General features: G+C 60.6%; 25 protein-coding genes. 10 read left to right on the forward strand and 15 right to left on the reverse strand.

Going from position 1 to position 26133, the window contains the following annotated elements; genetic code table 11:
* Positions 1 to 11: 11 nt before the first annotated feature.
* The gene (locus tag ACM6IQ_RS30005) at positions 12 to 914 is read right to left on the reverse strand and encodes a chemotaxis protein CheV (RefSeq protein WP_017340667.1); all 903 of its coding nucleotides are present in this window, start codon (positions 912 to 914) and stop codon (positions 12 to 14) included.
* Between the two features lie 165 nt (positions 915 to 1079).
* Positions 1080 to 2630, reverse strand: coding sequence for a nitric oxide reductase transcriptional regulator NorR (norR, locus tag ACM6IQ_RS30010; RefSeq protein ID WP_017340666.1), 1551 nt, complete (start codon positions 2628 to 2630; stop codon positions 1080 to 1082).
* 156 nt (positions 2631 to 2786) lie between these two features.
* On the opposite strand from norR, the gene hmpA reads away from it, so the two are divergent.
* On the forward strand, positions 2787 to 3968 hold the full coding sequence (gene hmpA, locus ACM6IQ_RS30015; RefSeq protein ID WP_414880547.1) for an NO-inducible flavohemoprotein: 1182 nt from the start codon (positions 2787 to 2789) through the stop codon (positions 3966 to 3968).
* A 120-nt stretch (positions 3969 to 4088) separates the two neighbouring features.
* Here the strand turns inward: hmpA and ACM6IQ_RS30020 are convergent, their stop codons facing one another.
* From ACM6IQ_RS30020 to ACM6IQ_RS30040, 5 genes are all read right to left on the reverse strand, one after another.
* Positions 4089 to 4715, reverse strand: coding sequence for a transcriptional regulator (locus tag ACM6IQ_RS30020; RefSeq protein WP_017340664.1), 627 nt, complete (start codon positions 4713 to 4715; stop codon positions 4089 to 4091).
* A gap of 90 nt (positions 4716 to 4805) precedes the next feature.
* Positions 4806 to 5933, reverse strand: a complete 1128-nt coding sequence (locus ACM6IQ_RS30025) for an NAD(P)/FAD-dependent oxidoreductase (RefSeq protein WP_017340663.1) — start codon at positions 5931 to 5933, stop codon at positions 4806 to 4808.
* 95 nt (positions 5934 to 6028) lie between these two features.
* Positions 6029 to 6976: an ornithine cyclodeaminase family protein gene (locus tag ACM6IQ_RS30030; protein ID WP_017340662.1), complete on the reverse strand. Its 948-nt coding sequence runs from the start codon at positions 6974 to 6976 to the stop codon at positions 6029 to 6031.
* A 127-nt stretch (positions 6977 to 7103) separates the two neighbouring features.
* Positions 7104 to 8591 carry an ATP-dependent RNA helicase RhlB gene (gene rhlB / locus ACM6IQ_RS30035; RefSeq protein ID WP_414880548.1) on the reverse strand — a complete coding sequence of 496 codons (1488 nt, stop codon included), beginning with the start codon at positions 8589 to 8591 and terminating at the stop codon, positions 7104 to 7106.
* Between the two features lie 98 nt (positions 8592 to 8689).
* Positions 8690 to 9346 (reverse strand): alpha/beta hydrolase, encoded by a 657-nt coding sequence (locus ACM6IQ_RS30040; protein WP_017340660.1) that lies wholly within the window; start codon positions 9344 to 9346, stop codon positions 8690 to 8692.
* 467 nt (positions 9347 to 9813) lie between these two features.
* Here ACM6IQ_RS30040 and ACM6IQ_RS30045 point away from each other — a divergent pair, with 467 nt between their 5' ends.
* From ACM6IQ_RS30045 to ACM6IQ_RS30070, 6 genes are all read left to right on the forward strand, one after another.
* Positions 9814 to 10845: an amino acid ABC transporter substrate-binding protein gene (locus tag ACM6IQ_RS30045; protein WP_017340659.1), complete on the forward strand. Its 1032-nt coding sequence runs from the start codon at positions 9814 to 9816 to the stop codon at positions 10843 to 10845.
* A gap of 65 nt (positions 10846 to 10910) precedes the next feature.
* A complete protein-coding gene (locus ACM6IQ_RS30050; protein WP_017340658.1) occupies positions 10911 to 12092 on the forward strand; it encodes an amino acid ABC transporter permease in 1182 nt (393 codons plus the stop codon).
* A 10-nt stretch (positions 12093 to 12102) separates the two neighbouring features.
* Positions 12103 to 13200, forward strand: coding sequence for an amino acid ABC transporter permease (locus ACM6IQ_RS30055; RefSeq protein WP_414880549.1), 1098 nt, complete (start codon positions 12103 to 12105; stop codon positions 13198 to 13200).
* Between the two features lie 29 nt (positions 13201 to 13229).
* Entirely contained in the window at positions 13230 to 13994 is a 765-nt protein-coding gene (locus ACM6IQ_RS30060; protein WP_017340656.1) for an amino acid ABC transporter ATP-binding protein, read from the forward strand.
* 278 nt (positions 13995 to 14272) lie between these two features.
* Positions 14273 to 14932 (forward strand): FadR/GntR family transcriptional regulator, encoded by a 660-nt coding sequence (locus ACM6IQ_RS30065; RefSeq protein WP_017340655.1) that lies wholly within the window; start codon positions 14273 to 14275, stop codon positions 14930 to 14932.
* Positions 14922 to 16229: a CynX/NimT family MFS transporter gene (locus ACM6IQ_RS30070; protein ID WP_017340654.1), complete on the forward strand. Its 1308-nt coding sequence runs from the start codon at positions 14922 to 14924 to the stop codon at positions 16227 to 16229. The genes ACM6IQ_RS30065 and ACM6IQ_RS30070 overlap by 11 nt, the downstream gene beginning before the upstream one ends.
* Here ACM6IQ_RS30070 and ACM6IQ_RS30075 read toward each other — a convergent pair whose 3' ends face one another.
* From ACM6IQ_RS30075 to ACM6IQ_RS30110, 8 genes are all read right to left on the reverse strand, one after another.
* Positions 16230 to 16880: a DUF1120 domain-containing protein gene (locus ACM6IQ_RS30075; RefSeq protein WP_414880550.1), complete on the reverse strand. Its 651-nt coding sequence runs from the start codon at positions 16878 to 16880 to the stop codon at positions 16230 to 16232.
* 107 nt (positions 16881 to 16987) lie between these two features.
* A complete protein-coding gene (locus tag ACM6IQ_RS30080) occupies positions 16988 to 17611 on the reverse strand; it encodes a DUF1120 domain-containing protein (protein ID WP_017340652.1) in 624 nt (207 codons plus the stop codon).
* A 74-nt stretch (positions 17612 to 17685) separates the two neighbouring features.
* Positions 17686 to 18306, reverse strand: a complete 621-nt coding sequence (locus tag ACM6IQ_RS30085) for a DUF1120 domain-containing protein (RefSeq protein ID WP_414880551.1) — start codon at positions 18304 to 18306, stop codon at positions 17686 to 17688.
* An 82-nt stretch (positions 18307 to 18388) separates the two neighbouring features.
* A complete protein-coding gene (locus ACM6IQ_RS30090; protein WP_414880552.1) occupies positions 18389 to 19531 on the reverse strand; it encodes a DUF1120 domain-containing protein in 1143 nt (380 codons plus the stop codon).
* 10 nt (positions 19532 to 19541) lie between these two features.
* A complete protein-coding gene (locus tag ACM6IQ_RS30095; RefSeq protein ID WP_414880553.1) occupies positions 19542 to 22007 on the reverse strand; it encodes a fimbria/pilus outer membrane usher protein in 2466 nt (821 codons plus the stop codon).
* 111 nt (positions 22008 to 22118) lie between these two features.
* Positions 22119 to 22835, reverse strand: a complete 717-nt coding sequence (locus tag ACM6IQ_RS30100) for a fimbria/pilus chaperone family protein (protein WP_017340648.1) — start codon at positions 22833 to 22835, stop codon at positions 22119 to 22121.
* 50 nt (positions 22836 to 22885) lie between these two features.
* Positions 22886 to 23506: a DUF1120 domain-containing protein gene (locus tag ACM6IQ_RS30105; RefSeq protein WP_031319109.1), complete on the reverse strand. Its 621-nt coding sequence runs from the start codon at positions 23504 to 23506 to the stop codon at positions 22886 to 22888.
* A 66-nt stretch (positions 23507 to 23572) separates the two neighbouring features.
* Positions 23573 to 24202, reverse strand: coding sequence for a DUF1120 domain-containing protein (locus tag ACM6IQ_RS30110; RefSeq protein WP_017340646.1), 630 nt, complete (start codon positions 24200 to 24202; stop codon positions 23573 to 23575).
* Positions 24203 to 24554: 352 nt separating this feature from the next.
* On the opposite strand from ACM6IQ_RS30110, the gene ACM6IQ_RS30115 reads away from it, so the two are divergent.
* The 3 genes from ACM6IQ_RS30115 (at position 24555) to ACM6IQ_RS30125 (ending at position 26126) form a co-directional block, all read left to right on the forward strand.
* Positions 24555 to 25187, forward strand: coding sequence for a response regulator (locus ACM6IQ_RS30115; protein WP_414880554.1), 633 nt, complete (start codon positions 24555 to 24557; stop codon positions 25185 to 25187).
* 110 nt (positions 25188 to 25297) lie between these two features.
* Positions 25298 to 25768, forward strand: coding sequence for a nuclear transport factor 2 family protein (locus ACM6IQ_RS30120; RefSeq protein WP_017340644.1), 471 nt, complete (start codon positions 25298 to 25300; stop codon positions 25766 to 25768).
* A gap of 40 nt (positions 25769 to 25808) precedes the next feature.
* Positions 25809 to 26126, forward strand: coding sequence for a GIY-YIG nuclease family protein (locus tag ACM6IQ_RS30125; protein ID WP_017340643.1), 318 nt, complete (start codon positions 25809 to 25811; stop codon positions 26124 to 26126).
* Positions 26127 to 26133 lie beyond the last annotated feature (7 nt).

Here is a 26133-nt window from a genome sequence, read left to right on the forward strand (position 1 = left end):
GTCGTTCAAACTCAATGACCCTGTTCGGCGACCGCCTTGGCCGCTTCGATCAGGCACTTGGTCAGCTCCGGCGAGGAGAACTTGGTCAACACCGCGTTGGCGCCGGCCAGACGTGCCTTTTCACTGTTCATCGCGCTGTCCAGGGAGGTGTGCAGCAGCACATACAGGTGCGAGAAGTCCGGGGTTTCGCGCAAGGTGCGGGTGAAGGCGTAGCCGTCCATCTCCGACATTTCGATGTCCGAGACGATCAGGTTGATTTGCTGGGCCGTGCCTTGCAGGTCCAGCAGGCAGTCGATGGCTTCCTTGGCGCTGCGCGCGGTGTGGCATTGCAGGCCGAGGTTGCGCAGGGTGTGCACCGACTGCTGCAAGGCGACCTGGCTGTCGTCGACCACCAGGATGCGCGCGTTGCCCAACACCTCGGCGTCTTCCATGCTCAGTTCGGTCGGGGCCATTTCGATCTGTGCCGGGGCGATGCCGTGGATGACTTTTTCGATGTCCAGCACTTGCACCAGCGTACCGTCGACCGACGTCACACCGGTGATGTAAGAGCGCACACCGCCGGAGCCGAAGGGCGGCGGACGGATGTCGGTGGTCAGGCAATGGACGATCTTGCTCACGGCCTGAACGTGCAGGCCCTGCTTGGAGCGGCTGACGTCAGTGACGATCAGGCAGCCGCCGTTCGGGTCTTCCAGCGGCCGCTCGCCAATGGCGCGGCTGAGGTCGATCACCGACAACGACGCGCCGCGCAGGGTGGCGATGCCTTTGACGTGGGGGTGCGACTCCGGCAGCTTGGTCAGCGGCGGGCAGGGAATGATTTCACTGACTTTGAGCAGGTTGATCGCCATCAGCTTGCCACTGCGCAAGGTAAACAGCAGAAGCGAAAGTGAGTCTGCGCGGGCTTTGGTGGTGGACATAAAAACCTTCTGAGGAAAAAGGTGATGGGCGAATGGAAAGTCGCCAAAAGCTATTGATGCCGGGTTATCGACTTGTTGGGGGCAGGCTTTAGGCCAAATGCATTTCGGCGGCCAAACGGTGAACCCTGTGGCGAGGGAGCAAGCTCCCTCGCCAGGAAAAACTCGCTACTTCATGCCCAGGCGCTTCGCCATCCGCCCAAGATTCGCCCGATCAAGGCCCAGCTCACGCGCCGCGCTCGCCCAGTTATTGTGGTGCCGATCCAGGCAAGCGCTGATCAATTGCCGCTGATAATTTTCAGTCGCCTCACGCAGGTCCCCCGACACCAATGCCGCCGGAGTCGTAGCCGGTTGCTCTGACGCGACCTCAACGCTGCCGCTGGGCAACTCCAGATCCGCCGCACTCAAGCTAAGAATCTTCGGCCGCTCCTTGCAGTGCCCCAAGGCTTTCAGCGCGCTGCGACCAATCAAGTGCTCCAGCTCCCGCACATTACCCGGCCAGTCATACGCGAGCAACGCGGCCTGGGCGTCGCTGTTCAGGCGCAAGCTGTTGAGGCCCATGCGCGAGCGGTTCTGCTCCAGGAAGAAGCCGCTGAGCAGCAGCACATCCCGCCCGCGATCCCGCAGGGCTGGCACCAGCAGCGGGTAAACGCTCAAACGGTGATAGAAATCGGCACGGTAACGGCCACTGCGCACTTCTTCGGCGAGGTCTCGGTTGGTCGCGGCGATGAGTCGCACGTCGACCTGATGTTCCTTGTCTGAACCCAGCCGCTGCAACTGACCGCTTTGCAGCACCCGCAGCAACTTGGCCTGCACAGTCAGCGAGAGCTCGCCGACTTCATCGAGAAACAGCGTGCCACCATTGGCCAGTTCGAACTTGCCACGGCGGTCGCTGGTTGCCCCGGTAAAGGCGCCACGCACATGGCCGAACAGTTCGCTTTCCACCAGCGTGTCTGGCAGCGCGGCGCAGTTGAGGCTGATGATCGGCTTGTCGGCCCGGGGCGAGGCGGCATGAATCGCCTGGGCCACCAGCTCCTTGCCGACCCCGGTTTCTCCTGTGATCAGCACGGTCAGATCGCTGCCGCCCACCAGGCTGATTTCTTCCACCAGCCGTTTGTGGGCCTTGCTCTGACCGATCATTTCACGGTTCTGCTGACCGCTGGCCTGACGGTAAACCTCGGCACGCTGATGTTCGTCCTCGACACGATTGGCCAGCCGTTGGATGCGCTCGGCGGCGTTGACTGTGGCGGCGGCGAGACTGGCGAAGGCTTGCAGGGCGTCCAGTTCGATCGGTTCGAAACGTTCCGGGTCGAGGGCGTCGAGGGTCAGCAAGCCCCACGGGCGCTCGTCGATAAACAGCGGGCAGCCCATGCAGTCGTGGACTTCCAGATGCTCGTGGAGGCCATCGACCAAGCCGTCGTAAGGGTCGGGCATGTCGCTGTCGGCGGCAAAACGGGTCGGACCGGGGCTGCTGAGCAGGGCCTCGAAGCGCGGGTGTTCGCTGACTTTGAAGCGCCGGCCGAGGGTGTCGGTGCTCAAGCCGTCGACGGCCAGCGGCACCAGCCATTCACCATCGAGGCGCAGCAGTGCGGCGGCATCGCAGGGCAGCAGGGCGCGCATGGCTTCGAGCAGACGCCGATAACGCTCGCCCTCGGGGAGTTCGCGGGAGAGGTCCGAGACCAGGGGAAGCAACGTAGTGAGCAGGGATTTTGCAGTCATAGTGACTCCATGTAGTCGAGATGACTATAAGTCAGGCTGTGTCGTTATGACTAGAATGTTTTTAAGTAGTTGATTTTTAACAACTAAATAGCTGGCACGAAAACTGATATAGAGAGGGCAGTCAATTAGAAAGCCCAGTAGCTCAGGAGTCACCTTATGCTTAGCGTTCAAGACCGTGCAATCGTCAAATCCACTGTGCCGTTGCTGGAAAGCGGTGGCGAAGCATTGATCACGCATTTCTACCGAATGATGCTCTCCGAATACCCGGAAGTCCGCCCGCTGTTCAACCAGGCTCACCAGGCCAGCGGTGATCAGCCCCGCGCCCTGGCCAACGGCGTATTGATGTATGCGCGCCACATCGATCAGCTCGACCAGTTGGGCGACCTGGTGGCCAAGATCATCAACAAGCACGTGGCCCTGCAAATTCTCCCGGAACACTACCCTATTGTCGGCACTTGCCTGTTGCGTGCGATTTCCGAGGTGCTGGGTGACGAGATCGCCACGCCGGAAGTGATGAGTGCCTGGGGCGCCGCTTACGGTCAACTGGCCGAAATCCTGATCGGCGCTGAAACCAGCATCTACGACCAGAAAGAGCAGGCGCCGGGCGGCTGGCGCGGTGCGCGGGCATTCATCGTCGCGGCCAAGGTCGAGGAAAGCGCGGAAATCACCTCGTTCTACTTTGAGCCGGCGGACAAAGGTCCGATCCTCGCCGCAGAACCCGGCCAGTACATCGGCATGAAACTGATCCTCGATGGAGAAGAGATTCGTCGTAACTATTCGCTGTCAGCCCTGGCGAACAAAGGCCAGTACCGCATCAGCGTCAAGCGTGAACACGGTGGCCGCGCCTCGAACCATCTGCACGATCAATTGCATGTAGGCGCCAGCATTCAGTTGTTTCCGCCATCGGGCGAATTCACCCTGACCGACAGCGACAAACCGTTGGTGCTGATCAGCGGCGGCGTCGGCATCACCCCGACCCTGGCCATGCTCGAAGCGGCGCTGGAAACCCAGCGGCCGGTGCACTTTATCCACTGCGCACGCAACGGCAGCGTCCACGCGTTCCGCGACTGGATTGATGGATTGGCCGAGCGTCACCCGCAACTCAAGCGCTTCTATTGCTACGACGAAGATGACGGCGTCAGCCCGGCGGCACACAAGGTCGGGTTGTTGAGCCAGGAACAACTGGGCGAGTGGCTGCCGCAGCAGCGCGATCTGGACGCTTACTTCCTGGGACCTAAAGGCTTCATGGCGGCGGTGAAGCGTCACCTGAAAGCCTTGGGCGTGCCTGAGAAGCAAAGCCGTTATGAGTTCTTCGGCCCGGCTTCGGCGCTGGAATAACCGCTAAAGCGGCTGAACCTGTGGCGAGGGAGCTTGCTCCCCCTGGACTGCGTAGCAGGCCCATCTTTTGGGGCCGCTTCGCGACCCAGCGGGAGCAAGCTCCCTCGCCACAATTGCTTGTCAGCCTTTCAATTCCTTCAGGTGTTTGTACACCGTCGCCCGTCCCATGTTCAGCACGTTTGCCACATAGTTGGAGGCGCTTTTGCCCTTGAAGGCGCCTTCGGCGTGCAGGGCCAGCACCAGTTCGCGTTTATGGTCGCGGGTCAGCAGGTTCAGGCTCAGCTGACGCTCGCGCAGCCAGCCGTGGAGGAAGGTGTTGATCCTCTCCTGCCAGTCATCGCGAAACAGTGAGTCCGGTTGCGGGATCAACTTGCTCGGTGACAGGAACAGGTCCAGCGCGGCCTTGGCATTTTCGAACAGCGAAATATTCAGATTGATGCACAGCACGGCCAGTGGATGACCGTTGCTGTCGCGCAGCACGCTGCTCAGGCTACGAATCTTCTGACCATCCCAATTCAGTTTTTCGTACGGGCCGATGTTCCGTTCGCTGATGTCATCGCTGAGCATGTCTTCCAGCGCGGAGTCGTCACCGACTTCCCGCTTCGACAGGTTATTGGCGATGTAATCGACTTTCTGTGTGCGCAGATCGTGCAGCACCACCTCGGCGTGGGGAAAGAACAACGTGGCGATGGCATCGGCAATCGCTCGGAAGTTGTCCAGGGCCGGGTCTTTTAAAGGTGCGTTCATACAGTGGAGCTCCAGGCAGCGTCAGCGCCCTGCAAAAAGGGCGCTGGAAGTTTGCCGCAATCGTGTCGACACGTCACCTGAGGACGCGGATCAGCCCAGGCGAGCGGGGGAGAGCATCCCGGCATCCAGGCCGAAGCGCGTGAGTTGCTCGGGCAAGGGCACGCCGCGCACCAGTGCGGCGCTGGCCTGGCCCATGGCGGGCGAGGTCTGGATGCCATAACCGCCTTGCGCGGCCACCCAGAACAAGCCGGGTACCTGCAGATCGAAACCGGACAGCAAGTCGCCGTCGGCCACGAAGCTGCGCAAGCCGGCCCAGGTGCGGGTCGGACGGCGGATGGTCAGGGTGGTGGCTTCTTCGATCTGGTAGATGCCCATGGCGATGTCCAGTTCTTCGGGCTGCACGTCGTGCGGTTCCACCGGGTCGGCGTTGGCCGGTGAGCCGAGGAACATGCCGGCGTCGGGCTTCATGTAGAACGACTCGTCGAGGCTGACCAGCATCGGCCAATGGTGGATGTCCACGCCTTCTGGTCCGGCGAAGATGAAGGCCGCACGGCGCTTCGGTTGCAGACCCAGCGGCCTGGCGCCGGCCAGTTCGCCGATCTTGTCGGCCCAGGCGCCGGCGGCGTTGATGATGACCGGGGCGCTGAAGGTCTGGCCGTTGGTCCGGACCTGCCACACGTCTTCGCCGTCGCGGGTCAGGCTCAGGACTTCCGTGTCGGTATGCACTTCACCTTTATTGCGCCGGATGCCGCGCAGGTAACCCTGGTGCAGGGCATCGGTGTCGATGTCGCTGGCGGTCGGGTCGTAGATCGCACCGTGGACTTTTTCCCGGCGCAGGATCGGCAGGCGTGCACAGGCTTCGTCGGCGCTGAGCAGTTGCATCTCGGGCACCGTGGCCTTGGCGCTGAGGTATTGATTGTTCAATTCGGCCGGGTCGCCGGTGAAGTCCACGGTCATCTCGCCACGCGGGGTCAGCAGCGGGTGTTCGCAGAAGCCGGCGGGTGGGGCGTCGAAAAAATCGCGGCTGGCCTGGGTCAGTGCCCGGACCTGCGGTGTTCCATAAGCGGCGGTGAACAGCGCAGCCGAGCGTCCGGTGGAGTGATAGGCCGGATGGGATTCGCGTTCGAGCACAATCACCCGGGCGTGCTGCGACAGCCAGAAACCGGTGGAAGCGCCGGCAATCCCGCCGCCGATGATGATGAAATCTGCCTGGCTCATGTACGTCTCCTGTCGAGCGCAAATGCCAAAATTGTAGAAATCCCCTGTAGGAGCTGACTCGTTTCACTCGTCAGCTCCTACAGGGGTTTGTGGTGTCAGGAATGTAGGCGGTAAATGGCATTGGCCAGCGCGATGTCTTCCAGGCCCAGGCCGATGGAGCGGAAGAATACGTGGCGGTCGTAGCGGGGGCGCTGGACTTTTTCGCTGATCAAGTCCGGCAGGTCGCCGACAATCGCGTTCGTGTCCCAGCCATGTTGCTCACCGGCAATCAGCATTTCGCCCGCCGAGCCCGGAGTGGTCAGACGATAGTCGCAGAACACCTGCATGTCGTTGAGGCTCTGCGGCGGTACTTCGTGGGCGCGTGGAGCGTTGGTGCTGATGGAGGTGATCAGCGCTGGTTTGCTCAGGCTGGACGGCTCGATCACCGGACCAGCAGACGAGGTGCACAGCATGATGACGTCGGCGTCCTCAACGGCCGCTTCGCGACTGTCGACGAGCTTCAGGCGTGGATCGAGGCTTTTGATCTCGGACAGGGCTTCAGGGCTGAGGTCGCTCAGGTTTGGCGAGAAAAGGTGGATGCTTTGCCAGTCGCGCAAACCTTTGACGTAATGCAGGTGCGCCAGGGCAACCTTGCCACTGCCGATGATCGCCAGGCGTTGGGCGTTCAACGGGGCAAGGGCGTCGACAGCGACGGCGGTGGTCGCGGCGGTACGCGCAGTGGTCAGTTCGCCCGCATCGCAGAGCAACAGCGGCTGGCCGGTCTGCATCGACATCAGCAAGGTCCATGCGGTCACCAGCGGGCCTTGTTCGCGCACGATGTAGGGCGACGTCTTGACCCCGTAGACCCCGTCTTCGGCCAGCACGCCCAGGTAGTTGATGAAGTCGCCGGCACCCTTGGGGAATTCCACCAGTTGCTGCGCCGGTTGCACCGCTTGCCCGGTGGCCAGGTCGCGGAACAGTTTGCGCAGGATCTGCGGCACGTCGACCTGTGCCAACAATTCACGGGCCTGGGGTTGGGTGATCACAAAAGGCGTGCTGGACATGGTCGGCTCCGGGAGCTGGAAGTAAACTAATTTGTCCATTATGGACTTTTAGTTATCACGAGCAATATCCGGGGCGAAAAAAAAGCGCAGTCCGTTTCCGGCTGCGCCTCTTTCAGCAAGGCCCGCGTTACGGGCGCTTGCGCTCAACCGCCCGCAACAGATGCGTCGGTGGCGTTTCACAGCTGATCTTGCGACCCAGCAGCGCTTCGATGGACGGTAGCTGGTAGGAATCATCTTCCCCGGCAAAACTGATGGACACACCGTCGGCGCCGGCACGACCGGTACGGCCGATACGGTGCACGTAGTCGTCCGGGACTTCCGGCAGGGTGAAGTTGATCACGTGGCTGATGCCGTCGATGTGAATGCCGCGACCGGCGACATCGGTGGCCACCAACACGCGGATCTTGCCTTCGCGAAAGCCTTCAAGCGTCTTGATGCGCTTGTGTTGCGGCACGTCGCCGGACAATTGCGCGGCATTGACGCCGTCGCGTACCAGGCGTTCTTCGATGCGCCGCACTTCATCCTTGCGGTTGGCGAAGACCATCACCCGCTCCCAACCGTTGTCGTTGACCAGGTTGTAGAGCAGTTTGTATTTGTCGGCACCGGCCACCGCGTAGATGTGCTGTTCGACGTTTTCGCTGGCCACGTTCTGCGACTCGATCTCGACGATCGACGGGTCGGTGGTCCATTGCTTGGCGAGGTTCATCACGTCTTCGGTGAACGTCGCGGAGAACAACAGCGTCTGGCGCTCGTTCTTTGGCGGCGTCTGGCGAATGATCTGACGCACTTGCGGGATGAAACCCATGTCGAGCATGCGGTCGGCTTCGTCCAGGACCATGACTTCGACCATGTCCAGGTGCACGTCGCCGCGCTGGTTGAAGTCGAGCAGGCGGCCCGGCGTCGCGACGAGGATGTCGCAATGACGCGCTTCGAGGTGCTTGAGCTGCTTGTCGAAGTCCATGCCGCCGACAAACGTCATGACGTTGAGGCCGGTGTACTTGGTCAGGTCGGCGGCGTCCTTGGCGATCTGCACAACCAGTTCACGGGTCGGCGCGATAATCAGCGCCCGTGGCTCGCCCATGTAGCGCTCTTTTGGCGGTGGGGTTTGCAGCAACTGGGTAATGATCGAAATCAGGAATGCAGCGGTTTTACCGGTGCCGGTCTGGGCGCGACCGATGGCGTCTTTGCCCGCGAGAGTGAAGCCCAGCACCTGGGCCTGAATCGGCGTGCAATACGGAAAGCCGAGATCCTGGATGGCGTGCATCAGTTCCGGGGCAAGCTTGAAGTCGTGGAAACGGGTTTTGCCTTCCTGGGGTTCTACGACGAAATCTTCAAGTTTCCAGGGGATGACCGGTGCTTTTGGCTTGGGCTCGCGACGTGGCCTGGCAGGTTTCGCGGCTTCGCCGGACGGGGTTTCAGCGGCAATGGCTTCGACAGCGGGGGTGGCTGGTGCAGGCGTCGGCGCGTGTTTCGGTGCCGATACGGGTGCGGTCCGGCCAGGCTGATTACCGTCGGTGCGGTGGCTGGGGGTGTGAGACGGAGCGCTGGAGACTGGCGCGAGCTGCTCAGTCTCGCTTTTACCGAACATTTTCTTGAGTGCTTTGAGCACGGTCATCTCATCAATTGATTAAGGAATATACGGCGGCCAGTGTAATGCAAGAATCGGGCGCGGCGTAGGGGGATGGATCAATGGGCTGTTTTTCAGCTGAGCCGTTAACGCAAGCGCTCGCCGAGCCAGACGCCGATGTCGCGAATCTCCTCGGGTAACACTTCGTGACCCATTGGGTATTCCTGCCATGTCACGGTGACACCACGCTGCTTTAAATACTCGTAGGCGGTCCGTCCCATCGAGTTCTGCACCACATCATCGTACTGACCGTGCAGCGACAGCACCGGAATGCGCTGCTGGCTGGCGCAAAGCTCCAGTTCATCACTGAAAGTCGGTGCATAAGTAGAGAGGGCAAGTACGCCACCCAACGGCCCCTGCCATTTCAGGAATGCGGTATGGAACACCACTGCGCCGCCCTGGGAAAAGCCTGCCAGGAATATCCGCGAGGCGTCTATTCCAGCGGCTCGCTGCACGTCGATCAATTTAATGATCCTGTCCGACGACTCTTCAAGCTGCTCGCGGTTGATCGCGCGTGCAGGGCTCATGGCCAATATGTCGTACCAGCTCGGCATCTCGTAGCCACCGTTGATAGTCACGGCGCAGGTCGGTGCCTGAGGGAGAATGAAGCGAGTGGTCAGCAAGGTTTCCTGTAACGCTTCGGCCACCGGCAGGAAGTCGTAACGGTCGGCGCCCAGGCCGTGCAGCCAGATAACGCAGGCGTCTGCGGGCTTGACGGGTTCAAGGATAAGGGGCTCGGTCATGGCTGCTCCAAATGTGTGCGTGCGCTCTCATTGAGTGCGTGATGTGAGTGCGTATCGGGTTGATCAGTTACGAAGATGTCGCAAGGGTGCAAGTTTTGCTATTGACCTGTCGCTGAATCGCTTTAGCGCCCGGTCTGGTACGGGCTTTGCTATAGGAAAGCCTGTACGAAAATCCCACGCCTGTCGGTAACACTATCAGGCCATTGTTCGTGGTGGGATAGCAAAAAATCCGGTGATGGATGTTCGCCAGTGGCCGCTACGGGCTTCGCGAACGTGAAAGGGCTACAGCCCGTTCGGCCGATTGGTGAGAAGTGAGTGATCCATGATTTGGATTTTCTCCTACTAGACTCATAGCGCAGGTCCTACGTCGGTTGACCCTAAAAAAAGCCAACACGGGTCGACTACGCCTCATAAGGGTGCGACTGGACTCAAGCTCCGACACAACAAGAGCAAAACTGGAGGTTTGAATGAAGATGTTGAAATCCACCCTGGCCATCGTGACTGCAGCCGCAGTACTCGGTGTCAGCGGGTTCGCTCAGGCGGGTGCAACCCTGGATGCAGTGCAGAAGAAAGGTTTCGTACAGTGCGGCGTCAGTGATGGCCTGCCTGGTTTTTCGGTTCCGGATTCCACTGGCAAGATCGTTGGTATCGATGCTGACTACTGCCGTGCTGTTGCCGCTGCCGTCTTTGGCGACGCGACCAAGGTCAAGTTCAGTCAGTTGAACGCCAAGGAGCGCTTCACCGCGCTGCAGTCCGGCGAAATCGACATCCTGTCGCGCAACACCACCATGACCAGCTCCCGTGACTCGGGCATGGGTCTGAAATTCCCAGGCTTCATCACTTACTACGACGGCATCGGCTTCCTGGTTAACAACAAACTCGGCGTCAAGAGCGCCAAGGAACTGGACGGCGCGACCATCTGCATCCAGGCCGGTACCACCACCGAGCTGAACGTTTCCGACTACTTCCGTGGCAACGGTCTGAAATACACCCCGATCACTTTCGACACCTCCGATGAAAGCGCCAAGTCGCTGGAATCGGGTCGTTGCGACGTACTGACTTCCGACAAGTCCCAACTGTTTGCCCAGCGCAGCAAGCTGGCTTCGCCGAAGGACTACGTGGTTCTGCCGGAAACCATTTCCAAGGAACCGCTGGGCCCGGTCGTGCGTAACGGCGATGACGAGTGGCTGGCTATCGTGCGCTGGGTTGGCTACGCCATGCTCAACGCTGAAGAAGCAGGCGTGACCTCGAAAAACGTTGAAGCCGAAGCCAAGGGCACCAAGAACCCGGACGTTGCACGTCTGCTGGGTACCGACGGTGAATACGGCAAAGACCTGAAAGTGAAGAAAGACTGGGTCGTCCAGATCGTCAAGCAAGTGGGTAACTATGGCGAAGTGTTCGAGAAGAACCTCGGCAAGAGCACTCCTCTGGAAATTGACCGCGGGCTGAACGCTCTGTGGAACAACGGCGGCATTCAATACGCACCACCAGTGCGCTGATGGTTCTATCACCCGGTGGGCCAACCGCCGGGTGATGTTCTGTTCCATTACATCCGGGGCACTTCATGCAAAATTCAATCGGCGCACCAAAGCAGAGGCTCAGCCTCAGCGATCCCAAAGTGCGTGCGTGGCTATTTCAGATCATCACCATTGTGGCGGTGGTCTCGATGGGCTGGTATCTGTTCGACAACACGCAGACCAACCTTCAACACCGGGGCATTACCTCCGGTTTCAGCTTTCTGGAGCGCAGTGCCGGTTTCGGCATCGCTCAAACCCTGATCGACTACACCGAATCGGACAGCTATGCCCGGGTGTTTGTCATCGGCCTGCTCAACACGCTGCTGGTGACCTTCATCGGCGTGATCCTGGCGACGATCCTCGGGTTCATCGTCGGCGTGTCACGGCTGTCGAAGAACTGGATCATCGCCAAGCTGGCGACTGTTTATGTGGAAGTCTTCCGCAACATTCCGCCGCTGCTGCAAATCCTGTTCTGGTACTTCGCGGTGTTCCTGACCATGCCAGGGCCACGCAACAGCCATAACTTCGGTGACACCTTCTTCGTCAGCAGCCGCGGCCTGAACATGCCGGCCGCATTGACGGCGGACGGTTTCTGGCCGTTTGCGGTCAGCGTCGTCGTGGCCATCGTCGCCATCGTGCTGATGTGCCGCTGGGCCAACAAGCGTTTCGAAGCCACCGGCGTTCCGTTCCACAAGTTCTGGACCGGCCTGGCGTTGTTCCTGGTGATCCCGGCGTTGTGCGCGTTGATCTTCGGTGCCCCACTGCACTGGGAAATGCCCAAGCTGCAAGGTTTCAACTTCGTCGGTGGCTGGGTGCTGATCCCGGAACTGCTGGCGCTGACCCTGGCCCTGACCGTGTACACCGCGGCGTTCATCGCCGAGATCGTGCGTTCGGGCATCAAGTCGGTCAGCCACGGCCAGACCGAAGCGGCACACTCGCTGGGCCTGCGCAACGGTCCGACCCTGCGCAAGGTGATCATCCCGCAAGCCCTGCGCGTGATCATTCCACCGCTGACCAGCCAGTACCTGAACCTGGCGAAGAACTCCTCGCTGGCGGCCGGTATCGGTTATCCGGAAATGGTCTCGTTGTTTGCCGGTACGGTGCTGAACCAGACCGGGCAGGCGATCGAAGTCATTGCCATCACCATGAGCGTGTACCTGGCGATCAGTATCAGCATTTCCCTGCTGATGAACTGGTACAACAAGCGCATTGCGCTGATCGAGCGGTAAGGAAAAGCGCATGAGTACTCATATTTTCAAACCTGACATGCCGCCACCAAGCAAAGTCTTCGGGCCGATGGCGTGGATGCGCGCGAACATGTTCTCCAGCTGGCTCAACACCCTGCTGACCCTGTTCGCGTTCTACCTGATTTACCTGGTGGTTCCACCGATTCTGGAATGGGCGATCATCGACGCCAACTGGGTCGGCACTACCCGCGCCGACTGCACCAAGGAAGGCGCCTGCTGGGTGTTCATCCAGCAGCGATTCGGCCAGTTCATGTACGGCTACTACCCGGTGGACCTGCGCTGGCGCGTAGACCTGACCGTGTGGCTGGCGGTGATCGGCGTGGCACCGTTGTTCATCTCGCGCTTCCCGCGTAAAGCGGTGTACGGGCTGAGCTTCCTGGTGCTGTACCCGATCATTGCCTACTTCCTGCTGCATGGCGGATTGTTCGGCCTGACCACCGTGGCGACCAGCCAGTGGGGCGGCCTGATGCTGACGCTGGTGATCGCCACCGTAGGCATTGCCGGCGCTCTGCCGCTGGGTATCGTCCTGGCCCTGGGCCGTCGTTCGAACATGCCGGCGATTCGAGTGGTCTGCGTGACCTTCATCGAATTCTGGCGCGGCGTGCCGTTGATCACGGTGCTGTTCATGTCCTCGGTGATGCTGCCGTTGTTCCTGCCTGAAGGCATGAACTTCGACAAACTGCTGCGGGCGCTGATCGGCGTGATCCTGTTCCAGTCGGCCTACGTCGCCGAAGTGGTGCGGGGCGGTCTGCAAGCGATTCCAAAAGGTCAGTACGAAGCGGCCGCGGCGATGGGCCTCGGTTACTGGCGCAGCATGGGCCTGGTGATTCTGCCGCAAGCCCTGAAGATGGTGATCCCGGGCATCGTCAACACCTTCATTGCGCTGTTCAAGGACACGAGCCTGGTGATCATCATCGGCCTGTTCGACTTGCTCAACAGCGTCAAACAAGCCGCTGCCGACCCGAAATGGCTGGGCATGGCCACTGAAGGCTATGTATTCGCGGCCCTGGTGTTCTGGATTTTCTGTTTTGGTATGTCCCGCTATTCCATGCATTTGGAACGTAAGCTGGACACAGGCCACAAGCGCTAAAAGCCGTACCTAATTTAGGAAGTTTTGTCATGAGTGAAGCGATCAAACAGCCTGCAAGCCCTGAAGGCATTATTCAGATGCAGGGCGTGAACAAGTGGTACGGCCAGTTCCACGTGTTGAAAGACATCAACCTGAACGTCAAGCAGGGCGAGCGTATCGTCCTGTGCGGCCCGTCGGGTTCCGGCAAATCCACCACCATCCGTTGCCTCAACCGTCTGGAAGAACACCAGCAGGGCCGGATCGTGGTCGATGGCGTGGAACTGACCAACGACCTCAAGCAGATCGAAACGGTCCGCCGCGAAGTCGGCATGGTGTTCCAGCACTTCAACCTGTTCCCGCACCTGACCATCCTGCAGAACTGCACGCTGGCGCCGATGTGGGTGCGCAAGATGCCCAAGCGCAAGGCCGAAGAAATCGCCATGCATTACCTGGAGCGCGTACGCATTCCGGAGCAGGCACATAAATTCCCTGGGCAACTGTCCGGCGGTCAGCAGCAGCGTGTGGCGATTGCCCGTGCCCTGTGCATGAAACCGAAAATCATGCTGTTCGACGAACCGACTTCAGCGCTCGACCCGGAGATGGTGAAGGAAGTTCTCGACACCATGATCGGCCTGGCCGAAGACGGCATGACCATGCTCTGCGTGACCCACGAAATGGGCTTCGCCCGCACCGTGGCCAACCGCGTGATCTTCATGGACAAGGGCGAGATCGTCGAACAGGCTGCGCCGAACGACTTCTTCGACAACCCGCAGAACGATCGCACCAAACTGTTCCTGAGCCAGATCCTGCATTGATCGAAGCCAGGCAGTGAAATAAACCCGGACTCTGTTCCGGGTTTTTTTTGCCTGAAATTTCACCACTCCTGTGGCGAGGGAGCTTGCTCCCGTTGGGCTGTGCAGCGACCCCAGGGGTTGGCCAGTGATTGGCTATTTTGAGTGCTTCGCGCTTGAGCGGGGGCAAGCTCCCTTGCCACAGTTTTTGTGTTTGCCCCGACTTCGCAGTTGTCCTGTCGGGCCAAGCTGACTAACATGTCAGAAAATTCATCCTATGATTGGATGAAAGGGCGAATCCAATGTCAGAAATGTCTCCATTAATTAAGCGATCCCTGGTCGATCAGGCCTTGGACCAATTGCGTCTGCGCATCACCGAAGGTGTCTGGACCGTCGGCCAGCGTCTGCCCACCGAACCCGAGCTGTCTGCAGAGCTGGGCATCAGCCGCAACACCGTGCGCGAGGCCATGCGTGTGTTGGCGTTTTCCGGGTTGATCGAAATCCGCCAGGGTGACGGCAGTTATCTGCGGGCGGTGATCGATCCGCTGGACACCCTGAAAGCGTTGTCACGCTGCTCTCTCGAACAGGCGCGGGAAACACGGCACATCCTTGAAGTCGAGGCCATCGGCCTTGCCGCCCTGCGCAGGACCGACGAAGACCTCATCGAATTACGCAAGGCGCTCAGCGTCAGCGGCGATCATTATCACGGCGATCTCGACAGCTACATCGCTTGCGACCTGGTGTTCCACCGTCGCCTGGTGGACGCCGCGCACAACCCGACCCTCAGCGAGTTGTATCGCTACTTCTCCAGCGTCGTCGGCGCGCAATTGCGCCAGACCTTGAGCATCACGCCGCGCCGTCAGGAAGTGTTCGACCTGCATGTCGACCTGCTCGATGCCGTCGAGCAACGCGACCCGGAACGCGCCAAAGCCCTGTCGAGGCAGTTGATCAATGAACCTTGAAACCGAGAACGCCATGTCCAGCCGCAACAGCCACATCAACGAAGCCAAACGCACGGCGGAGCTCGAAGAGCTGCTGATCGATGCCGAGGCCGATGATGAAGCGGTCCAGCAGAGTCATCCGATCCTGCGGCGTCCGTGGCTGTTGTTACTGGGCCTGATTCTGGTCGCGCTGAACCTGCGCCCGGCGCTGTCGAGCATGGCGCCGATGCTCAGCGAGGTGTCGAAAAGCCTCGGCCTGTCGGCGGCGCAGGCCGGTTTGCTGACGACCTTGCCGGTCCTTTGCCTTGGCTTGTTTGCGCCACTGGCGCCGATCCTGGCGCGGCGTTTCGGCGCTGAACGCGTGGTGTTGGGCATTCTTCTGACACTGGCGGGTGGGATCATCCTGCGCAGTTCATTCGGCGAAATCGGCCTGTTTGCCGGCAGCGTGCTGGCCGGTGCGAGCATCGGTGTGATCGGCGTTCTGTTGCCGGGCATCGTCAAGCGCGACTTCGCCAAACACGCTGGAACCATGACCGGCGTCTACACCATGGCGTTGTGCCTGGGCGCGGCAATGGCAGCCGGCGCAACCGTTCCATTGAGCGAGCACTTCGACAAAAGCTGGGCGCTGGGCCTCGGCTTCTGGGTGATTCCGGCGCTGGTCGCGGCGATGTTCTGGTTGCCGCAAGTCGGGCACAAACACGGCGCGCACAACGTGGCCTACCGGGTGCGCGGTCTGTTGCGTGACCCGTTGGCCTGGCAGGTGACCTTGTACATGGGCCTGCAATCGTCCCTTGCCTACATCGTGTTCGGCTGGTTGCCATCGATCCTGATCGGTCGCGGCCTGACGCCGACCCAGGCCGGCCTGGTGCTGTCAGGTTCGGTGATCATTCAACTGGCCAGTTCACTGGCGGCACCGTGGCTGGCCACGCGCGGCAAAGATCAGCGCCTGGCGATCGTGATCGTCATGGCGCTGACCCTCGGCGGTCTGTTCGGTTGCCTCTACGCGCCGATCGAAGGCCTGTGGGGCTGGGCGATTCTGCTCGGTCTGGGGCAGGGCGGCACGTTCAGCCTGGCGCTGACCCTGATCGTGTTGCGTTCGCGGGACTCGCACGTGGCGGCGAACCTGTCGAGCATGGCCCAGGGCTTCGGTTACACCCTGGCGTCCATGGGGCCGTTCGCGGTCGGCATCGTGCATGACTGGACCGGCGGCTGGAACGCCATAGGCTGGATCTTCGGCGTAATCGGCCTTGGCGCCATCCTTGCCGGCCTCGGTGCCGGGCGTTCGTTGTACGTGCAGGTGGTCAGCGAAAAGGTCTGACTACAGGTAAACAACGTCCAGGGTCGCCGAGCCGTCGAGCTGCACCTCGGTGCTCAGGTCCAGTTCGGAGGTGGGCGCGATGACCGTTTCAACCGTCACCCGGCTGGACAGATTGCGAATGGCAATCGGGCCGGCGCTGCTGCCTGCGCTGTCGGTAAAACCGAGATAGCTTCGGGAGCCAATCGGAATGGCCTGGGTGTTCGACGAACTCCAGGCTTTGCCGCCTGTGGTCGAGTCGGTTCGATAGACCTGCGTCAGGTCGTCCACCACCGTGCTGGCCGGATCGAAGTTCAGCGAATACAAGCCGATTTTATTGTTGCTGTGGTCGAGGTTCAGGCCGTAGTAAATCTCGCTGTTGACGAGGGCCGAGCCGTCGCGGTTGTCGCGCATCAGCAGGGCAAAACGCGCGGGCGCATTGCACTGAATGTTGAGGTCGAGCATCTGGTCGCGCAGTCGTGTGCGCTTGTCGACGCTGAGGTCTTGCCGGGAGATTTTTCCGTAGTCGACGAGGCCGTTGTTGGAGAGCATCGGGGTGCAGGCGAGCGGGGTGATGGTGCCTTTGACGGTCAAGTCAACGGTGGACGCGGCCCAGGTGTGTTGCGTGGCGCTGATGAGCAGGGTTGTCGCAAGTACGGCGAAGTAATGCTGCATTGTGAAAATCCATTTCGTTGATTTTGTTCAGCCTGTGTCAGGCACCCATCGGCGCTGAACCGGTCTTTTTGACCGAAACCGGCATTCGAGCGACTCAGCGCGTTGACTCAGGGGAGGTACTTGATTTCAAGCGTCATGGAGCCGTCGATGGGCACTTCCTCGTTCAGGGTCAGGCTGTCGGCGCGAGCGATGTAGGTATTGATCCACAGAAGCATTGAGAGATCCTTTACTGCAATGGGTGTGGTGGTGCCGATAATGCTTGTTGCCAGAAGCTCATTCGAATTGATGGTGGTGGCGCGGGTCCAGCTTTCTCCGCCATCCGTCGATCGAATGGCGGCCGCATTCAGACCGTCCGCTTGCAGGTTGGCGACCAATGGCCAGAAGTAGCCAAGCTTTTCATCCGCGGGGGTCAGTCCCACGCCAAAAAAAAGGGGGGAAGATATGTTCGTATCGGGTTTATTGTCGATGGACTTCACGGCGAACAGGACCGGTGCATCGCAGTTCACGTTGAACGCCATGTAGTGGTTGCCTACTTCCGTGTTTGCGATTGGATTGAGGTTCTTTGCAGGGACTTTGCCGATGTCGATGTTGCCACCGTCGGCCAGTGTCGGGGTGCACGCGTTCGGGGTGATGAGGCCTGTGACTGTCAGGTCTGTCGACGAGGCGGCGAAGGTGAGTGGCGACGTCAGGGCGATGAACGCCATCGTCAGCGCGTGTGGAATCTTTTTCATGGGACAGGTTTCGCTGTGTGGGGGGAGCGGAATCAGTCCTTGCCCGAAGCGTGACCTCGGGCAAGGAGCACGGCTTACAGGTACTTCATTTCAAATGTGGCTGAACCGTCGAAAGCAACATCGTCGGTTAAGGTGAGGCTGTCGGCGCGGGCAATGACGGTTTGAACCATCAATTCCACAGTGAGATCCTTTACGGCGATCGGAATGAGAGTGCCGACAACGCTTGTCGATGTGAGGCTATTCTTAATAATCTGATAGATGCGCGTCCAACTCGCACCGTTATCAATTGATCTGATCGAGTGTGCAGGCTGTCCGTCCGCAAGAGCGCTTTGGATCAATGGCGTGAAGTAACCTATTTTTTCATTATTGCTGGTCAGGCCCAATCCGAAATACAAGTCGGACGCTGATGTCCCGGCTTTGTTATCTATAGCGTTTATTGCAAATGGAGTTGGCGCATCACACGCAACCGTCAATTGCATCGGCTGACTGCCGACTGTTGTGTACCGTGTTGGACTAAGATCTTTTACCTGCACCTTGCCGACATCGACCATTCCCCCGTCGGAAAGCGAAGGTGTACAAGCGTTCGGCGTGATCAGGCCTGTGACAGTCAAATCAGTGCTCGAAGCCGCCAGCGCATAAGGCGCAACGCCAATCAGCGCCGTGGCGGAGAGTGCTGCAAAGTACTTTTTAATCATTGTTTACTCACTTCTCAGGTTGTGCCCTGACTGCCCCGAGACGCTCAGGTGCGTCCCGGATCCAGCAGGATCGGGTTGGGTGTTACAGGTAAATAATCTCGATCGTTCCCGCGCCATCGAGATCGATGGCGCTGCTCAGGTCGAGGCTGTTGGTGGGGGCGATGACGGCGTCGACGGTCACCGTGGTGCTGAGGTTCTGGATCAGCACCGGGCCGGCGCCGCTGCCGGTGTTGTCGGTGAACGCCATGTAGCGGCTTTTGCCGATGGCGGCCGGGCTGGCGCTGCCGGTGCTCCAGGCCATGCCGGCGGTGCTGGAGTCGGTTCGATAGAGGCGGGCGAAGCCGTCGGCATTGGCGTTGGCCGGGTCCACGCGCAGTGAAAAACGGCCAATCCTGTTGCCGCGGCTGTCCTTGCCCAGGCCGTAGTCGGTCTCGCTGTCGAGCGTCGCTGACCCCGAGCGGTTGTCATGCATGATCAAGGCGAAGGACGCCGGCGCGTCGCAGCCGACCATCAACGTCAACGACTTGGGCGGCAGGCGTGTGTCTTTGTCGGCGTGCAGGTCTTTGTTCGACAGGGTGCCGAAGTCGACCAAGCCGCCGTTGGACAGCACCGGCTCGCAGGCCGCGGGAGCGAAGCGGGCGCGCAAGGTCACCTCGCGGGTGCGTCCGGCGGCGACGGCGTCGAACGCCCCGAAGGCCTCCCAGGTCACCGCGTCACGCACTTGCATGCCTTGCTCTTGAACCCAGGCCGTCAGCTCAAGCTGCGCCGAGAAACTGCGCCCCTGCACCGGCACGCCGGTCTGCACCGGGGCAACCCCGTGCTTCGGTCGCCAGATCAGGCTCGACGCCGTTTCTGTCGGCAGCTGACCGACCCCGGCAATCAACCCGATCTCGACTGATTGACCATCGAGCACGGCATCGTGAATACGCATCTGATAGCTGCCGCGTTCGGCAAAGTGAAAGCGTTCGGCGGTCGCGGCCATCGCCCGGTAGAACAGGCTCATGTCGATGGGCTGCGCACAGTTCAAGGTCAGGCTGAGCCGGCGTTCACCGAGGTTGCGCTCCAGTGCGGCATCGGGCCGTATCGCCCGGTTCATCAGTCCGTAATCAAGCACCGGCTGGCTCAGGTTGAACTGGCAGTCGTCGGTGGACGCCGAGGCCAGTGGCGTGAATCCGCTCAGTGCCAGGGGCGCGAGGGTCAGCAGCAGATAGCGCGACAGGTTCATGAAATCATCCTCAGAGGGCTCGGCACTTGGCGGGGGCGGTTTCGTAGTACGCATTGGCGTCGGCGTCGGTGGGCAGTTCAAAGCGCAGTTCGCAACGCTCCAGCCCCGGCGCGCTGATCCACAGTGCGCGGCGGTCGAGAGCGTTGGGCAAAAACACCAGGCCGCCGTCCTGCACCAGGGTCACGAACTCGCCATCCTCGGTGTTCACCGCGGCACCGCGCGGCAGGGGGGCGCCGTTGGCGGTGGTGGCCTTGAGCAAGGCACGACGGGTCAGCGTGATGCCGAATTCAACGTTGTCGACGGCGCCGCGACCGGCCGAAATCACCGCCAGCCCGTTATGAATGTCGGCGTTGCGCGGCAGGGTTTTGGTGTCGACTTCCACCGGGCTGTTGCCGTAAGCCGTCACTTGCGGGATCACCGCCTGACCTTGCCAGTCGGTCCACACCGGACCGCTGGGCGTCGACACTTTGATCGAACCCATGTCGCCCACCGACAGCAGCGCAAAGGTGTCGCTCACCGGGTACGGCGATAGCGTCACGCCACCGCCGTGCAATACCGCGCCGCCGCGAGCGCTGGCCTGATAGCTGGAGCGTTCCGCATCGGCGCGGGTGTAATTGAGGTCGAGCTGGGTGTAGCGCGGCAGCAGCGAAACGCCTGCCGTGGATTGCACCTGTTTGTTGCGCGTGTCGTGTTCGACGCCAACCCGGTAACCCAGTTGATCGTTGACCCGCTCACTCAAGCCGACACCGCTGCGGTATTCGCCGGCGGAACTGCGCACCCAGGTGCGCGCCCGGCGGTTCTCGCCCAGGGGAATGCTGAGGTTCAAGTAGACGCTGTCATCGTTGCGGTTCGAACCGCTGACCTGCCATTCGGCGGTTGCCGAGACGGATACCCCCGCGATGCTGGTGCCCCAGGAGGCAAGGGCGCGGCTGTTGCTTTGGCCGTCGAACGAACTGGACCGGCTGAAGCCGCTGCTGAAGGCGCCGAGCCATGGATGCGACCACGAAAGGGCTGCGCTTTGCTGATCGCGGTAACGGGACGGGTTGTGGTCGGACGTGCTGGCGAGCACCGCCTCTTCCAGTTCCCGGTAGCCCATGGTTCGGTAAGAACTGCCGGCATTGAGCGCCCACTGCTCGTTCAAACGATGCGAGACGCTCAGGTCCGCCTGAAGTCCCTGACTGGTTTGTTTGCCAGCGGCGTCCGCGCCGGTCAGCGTGGCTTGCACCTGGGTGACGGGCGAGGGCAGCAGGCCGACGCTGGCGCCCGCCGCGCGATAGTCGGCGGCGCCGGTCAGGCCCGCGCTGAGCAACACTTGCGGGGTGAGCGCACCGCTCCAGCCGCCGCTGATGACCCAGGGATCACCCTCCTGCGCGTCACCGACACTGCGCACCTGACCGACGCCCAGCGAATAACCGGGCGCGGGCAGGCCGATCCCCAACATTGCGGCCGGCACGGTAAAACTGCGCTCGCTGCCATCGTCCTCTTTGATCGTGACTTCCACGTCGGAGCGCGTGTTGAGTCGGCGCACGTTGGTGAGTGCGAACGGCCCGGCCGGCACCACCGTGGAATGGATCAGCGAACCGTTCTGGCGGACCTCGACCTGGGCCTGACTGTTGGCGATCCCTTCAATGACCGCGCTTTGCCCTTCGACTTGCAGTGCTTGTTCATTCAGCACTTGCACACCGGTGATCTGCGCACCGGCGAGCACCGGGTTGTAGAGGTTGATCTGACCCGCCTGCAGCACCGCTTCCTGGCTGGCGAAAGTACGCTGGGCGTACGCCGCAATATGAGTCGTTGTGGACAGGTCGTCCTGCCAGGTCTGTACCTGACGGCTGCGCACGATCCAGTCACCGGCATTGAAGCCAAGTTCGGTGTTGGCCGAGGCATAGCGGTTGGTGCTGTCGCCAGAACGGCTGTGCAAACCGGTGACGTCATAATTGATCAAACCGGCGACACCACCGGTTTGATAGCCGGAAAAATCCCGGGCAGTGGGGCGTATCGCGTCGGTGGGCACGATCAACGACAGGGCAAGGTTGGCAGGGTCCGGTTCGATGACGGTCTGCGGCGCGCTACCCAGGAAATCGTGGCACTGGCTATCGTCCAGCGTAAGCGCAGGCACCGTAAGGTTCGCCGCATCGAGCAGCGTGCGATCAAAGCACAACGCACCTTCGCGATCGAACGTGACGTCGACCCGGCCGTGGCGCTGGCCGTTGACGGTGAGCGTGACCGGGTGGCGGCCGGCCGTGAACTGCGGCGCCTGCATCAGCAACGTCGCCAGCGCCGGATCGATGCCGCGCTGCAGCAACGTGTCTTTGTCGAACGACGCCGGCAGCGACACCTCACCGTAGGCGTCGAGCATCATCAGCGCATTGCTCAGCAGCAACGCCAATGGGGTCCGCCGCCATGGATGAGAGCGAGCGCGGCCCCGAATAACGGGCACGGCTTCGCCGTCACGGTAAATGGATACTGTGGTCATCGGGTTCACTTGGGTTATTGCGGCGTACCGGGATTACAGGTACGCCAGGGGCAACGGCCATTGAGCCGTCGCCTTGAAAACATTGGCGCTTACGGTTTCTTCATGGCGCTGTCAGGACTGGATCGGCGCCTCGTAATGCGGCACCGCGAAGCCATAAACCGTCGCCGGTTGAAAACGCACTTGTGTGGCGGCGCCTTCGGGCACCTTGATGCTGATGTGCTCACCGGGAAGCACGTAGGTTTTCGGCAACATCGCATTGCTCGCCGCCGGCAACAATTGCACTTCCTGGCCCAGACGGACCACATACGGCGTGTCATTGCGCACGGTCAGTTGACCGTCCTTCAGCGACCATTGCAGGTCGGTCCATGGCGTGCGATTGGGCGCCAGGCCTTTGGGGTGCAGGATCACCGGCAAATTCTGCCGCACCGTCACGCCGACCCGCGCCTGACCCGCCTCGGCGGGTGCTTTGCCCTGGGGTATGCCTTCGAAGATCACCCGTTTCAAACGCTGGGTCAGCAAAGGTTTTTCCGACTGCAGAATGAACCGCACCAATTGAGTTTTGCCCGCTTCGACGCGCGCCAGCGGTGGCGTCACGAACACCAGCGATTCGCTGTCTTCGGCAATGTCTTCGAGGGTGACGTGCATCAACGCCAGGTTGGCATCGGTGTTGGTCACGGACACGGACGCTTCGCCGTCAGCCTCGTTGACGATAACCACCGAGGTGTTCGGCACCATGCCGTCGGCCTGAGCGTGTGCGGTCAGCAGCAGCGCAAATGCGCCGAGGCCGGAATGGAACAGATGACGGGTGACTTTGGAAAACATCGTCATGACGTGTCTCGTTGAATGTTCGAAAAAATGGAGCCGGAAACACCGGCCGATCAGTAATTCAGTTGCACGGTGACGTGCCCGTCGATGGGGATTTCGTCGGTCAGCGTCAGGTCGTTCGCGCGAACGATGGTGGTGAACGCCGTAAGCCGTGCGCGTAAATCCTTGATGGCAATCGGGGTGCTCAGGTCGCTAAGCGCCGCGAACCCGGTCCGGCCGGCATGCCCCAGGTAGGAGGACACTCGCCAGGTGGCACCGTTGTTGAGGGAAATGATGGGTTTTACCGCGACCCCATCGGCCACCGTATCGAACAGGCCCAGTGCAACGCTACCCAGGTTCTGGTCGTCGTTGATGGCCCCCAGCCCGTGACTATTGGGGTGGATGGCGGAAGTGCCTTCGCGGTTGTCGATCGTCGTCAGGGTAAACGGCGTGGCGCCATCGCAATTCACCTCCAGGTACAGCGTGCCGTTGTCCAGGGCCGTGGGCTGGTCCGGTCTCAGGTCTTTCACCGTGACTTTGCCGTGGTTGACGATGCCTCCGCCGGACAGGCTGGGTGTGCAGGCGCTCGGGGTGATCAGGCCGGTGACACTCAGGTCGGTGCTGCTGGCGGCGAAGGCCACGGGGGCACAGGCGATCAACAGTGGGACCAATAGAGCGAGGGAGCATCTTTCCATGATGGGTCGTCCTTTGAGTGAGCGGGCAACGCTGTGTGCCAGGCGTTGCTCGTTGATGACGGAGGGTTACAGGTACTTGATCTGGAGGGTTGCGGAGCCGTCGAGTGTGACTTCGTCGGTCAGGGTCAGGCTGTTAGCGGGGGCGATGCCGGTACGCACATGGAGATCAAGGTTCAACTCCTTCATCGCGATGGGAGCAATGACGGCACCCGGAGCACCGACACTCCAGATGTTGTTGGCCCCCCAGAATGCCGCAGACCCTTCCTTAAGCCAGGTCTCGCCACCATCAGTGGAGAGAATGGCTTGAGCGTGGGTGCCGTCCGCCATCACATTGCGCGGAACAACGCGAAAGTGGCCCAGCTTTTCGTGGGTATTGATCAGCCCCAGGCCAAAGTAATTGCCCGCAGTGCTTGTGCCTGCACGGTTATCAATCGGGTTTATGGCAAACGGCGTAGCCGCATCGCAGTTCACTGTCATTTGCATGATTATTTCAGGCAAGTAAGTGTGTTTGTCGGGATTGAGGTCTTGTACGGAAAACTTGCCGTGATCGGCGATGCCGCCCCCGGCCAGTACTGGCGTGCATGCATTCGGAGTGATCAGACCTTTCACGGTCAGGTCCGTGCTGGAGGCAGCAAAGGCGGATGAGGAAACGGTCAGCAGCAAGGCAGCGGTCAGAAGGGATAAACGCGTGTTCATGTATGGCTCTTCCTTGATGAGCGATGATTGGGAGTTGCCCGATACGGACAGGGCGCAATCTATCGGTCGAGGTCGCCAGGCGGAATGCAACTAATACGAAAACGGAGGGGCCGGTGTATGAAAGAGTGCTGCGGGTTAAAAATCGCCCTGCTGCGTAGCGTTGTCTGTAGTCCTTCTGTGTCGCCGATGTAGCCTGCAAATGTAGGGCGGTTCTTTTTGTTTCATAGGAGAAAGAACAGGCCCCCGGTTACATTGGGTGAGGTGGCTTTTCACTCGGAAAAGGGCGTTGTGGTAGGACCCGGACGGCGCTATTTTTCGCGCATTCCAGTCACCAAACAGGATAAATCCGACAATGCGCGTAATCATTGCTGACGACCATCCGGTCGTTCGTATCGGCTTGCGGATGCTCGTCGATCTGAACCGGACATGTGTGGTGGTCGGGGAGGCGGAGGGGCCCGACAGTCTGTCGAGTCTGCTGTGCACGACGCCTTGTGATCTGTTGATCACCGACTTTTGCATGCCGGGCAACCTGCAGGCCGACGGGCTGCAGATGCTGAGCCGCTTGCGACGTGGCTACCCGACAACGCCGATCATTCTGGTCACGATGTTTGCCAACGTCACCACGCTGAGAGCGGCGTTCGCACAAGGCGTGGTGGCGATCATCGACAAAGGCGCGTCGGCAAAGGAATTGCCCCTGGCGATCAAATCGGTGGGTGAAGGGCGCCGTTATATCAGCGAGTCATTGCGCACGGCGCTGCTTCAGGCGGACGCTCTGGCTCAGTCGAGTTCCGCCGTGCTTTCCGCAAAAGAGCACGAAGTGGTCAGAATGCTCGCCAGCGGCATGACCGTCAGTGAAATCGCCGGCTACTTCAAACGCAGCGTTTCCACCATCAGCAAACAGAAAAGCATGGCCATGCAGCGGCTGGGTATTTCTACGGATGTGGACCTGTTTGCCTATGCCCGTGAGAGTGGCATGGTGCATTAGGTTCGCAGTGCAATTGGGCAGTCCCGGTATTCCCGCCACGAATGCCCATGGTCTTCCCAGTGTTTGCAGACTATCGTGCAGGCCATCTTTTGAACGTCCGGAGTTTGCCCATGAGTGATGCCCACAACGCCTTGATCACCCGGTTCTATGAGGCCTTCCAGCGCCTCGATGCCGAAGCCATGAGCGCCTGCTACACCGATGACGTGGTGTTCAGTGACCCGGCGTTCGGCCAATTGCGCGGGCGCGACGCGGGCGACATGTGGCGCATGCTCACCACCCGGGCCAAGGATTTTTCCCTGACCTTCGACAACGTGCGCAGCGATGAACGCACCGGCGGTGCACATTGGGTGGCGACGTACCTGTTCAGCCAGACCGGCAACACCGTGGTCAATGACATTCAGGCACGCTTTGTGTTTCGCGACGGCAAGATCTGCGAGCATCACGACAGTTTCGATCTGTGGACCTGGTCGCGTCAGGCGCTGGGGTTCAAGGGCCTGCTGCTGGGCTGGACGCCTTTGGTGAGAAACGCCGTTCGCGCTCAGGCGTTGAAGGGGCTGAAGGCATTTCAGGCCAGTCGCTGATAAGATCGCGGCTTGTTTCCTTTCAAGCCTTGATCGTCACGTGAACAACCCGAGCGAATCTTCCGTTCTTGCCGCCGAACCGCTGCCCGTCAGCAAACCCTGGTTTGTCTACCTCGTTCGTGCGGAGAATGGTTCGCTCTATTGCGGGATCAGCGACGATCCCGTCCGCCGCTTTGCCACTCACCAGAGCGGCAAAGGCGCGCGATTTTTCCTTTCCAGTCCGGCCGTGGCGTTGGTCTATACCGAAGTCTGTCGCGATAAAAGCGAAGCGCTACGCCAGGAGCGGCTGATCAAAAAACTCAAGAAAAGCGCCAAGGAATGCCTGGTGGCGACGTTTGCTGCCGGCTTATCAATCTGAGTGATAA

This window comes from Pseudomonas sp. IT-P100 (assembly GCF_949767185.1).
In the GTDB taxonomy this organism is placed as follows: domain Bacteria; phylum Pseudomonadota; class Gammaproteobacteria; order Pseudomonadales; family Pseudomonadaceae; genus Aquipseudomonas; species Aquipseudomonas fluorescens_B.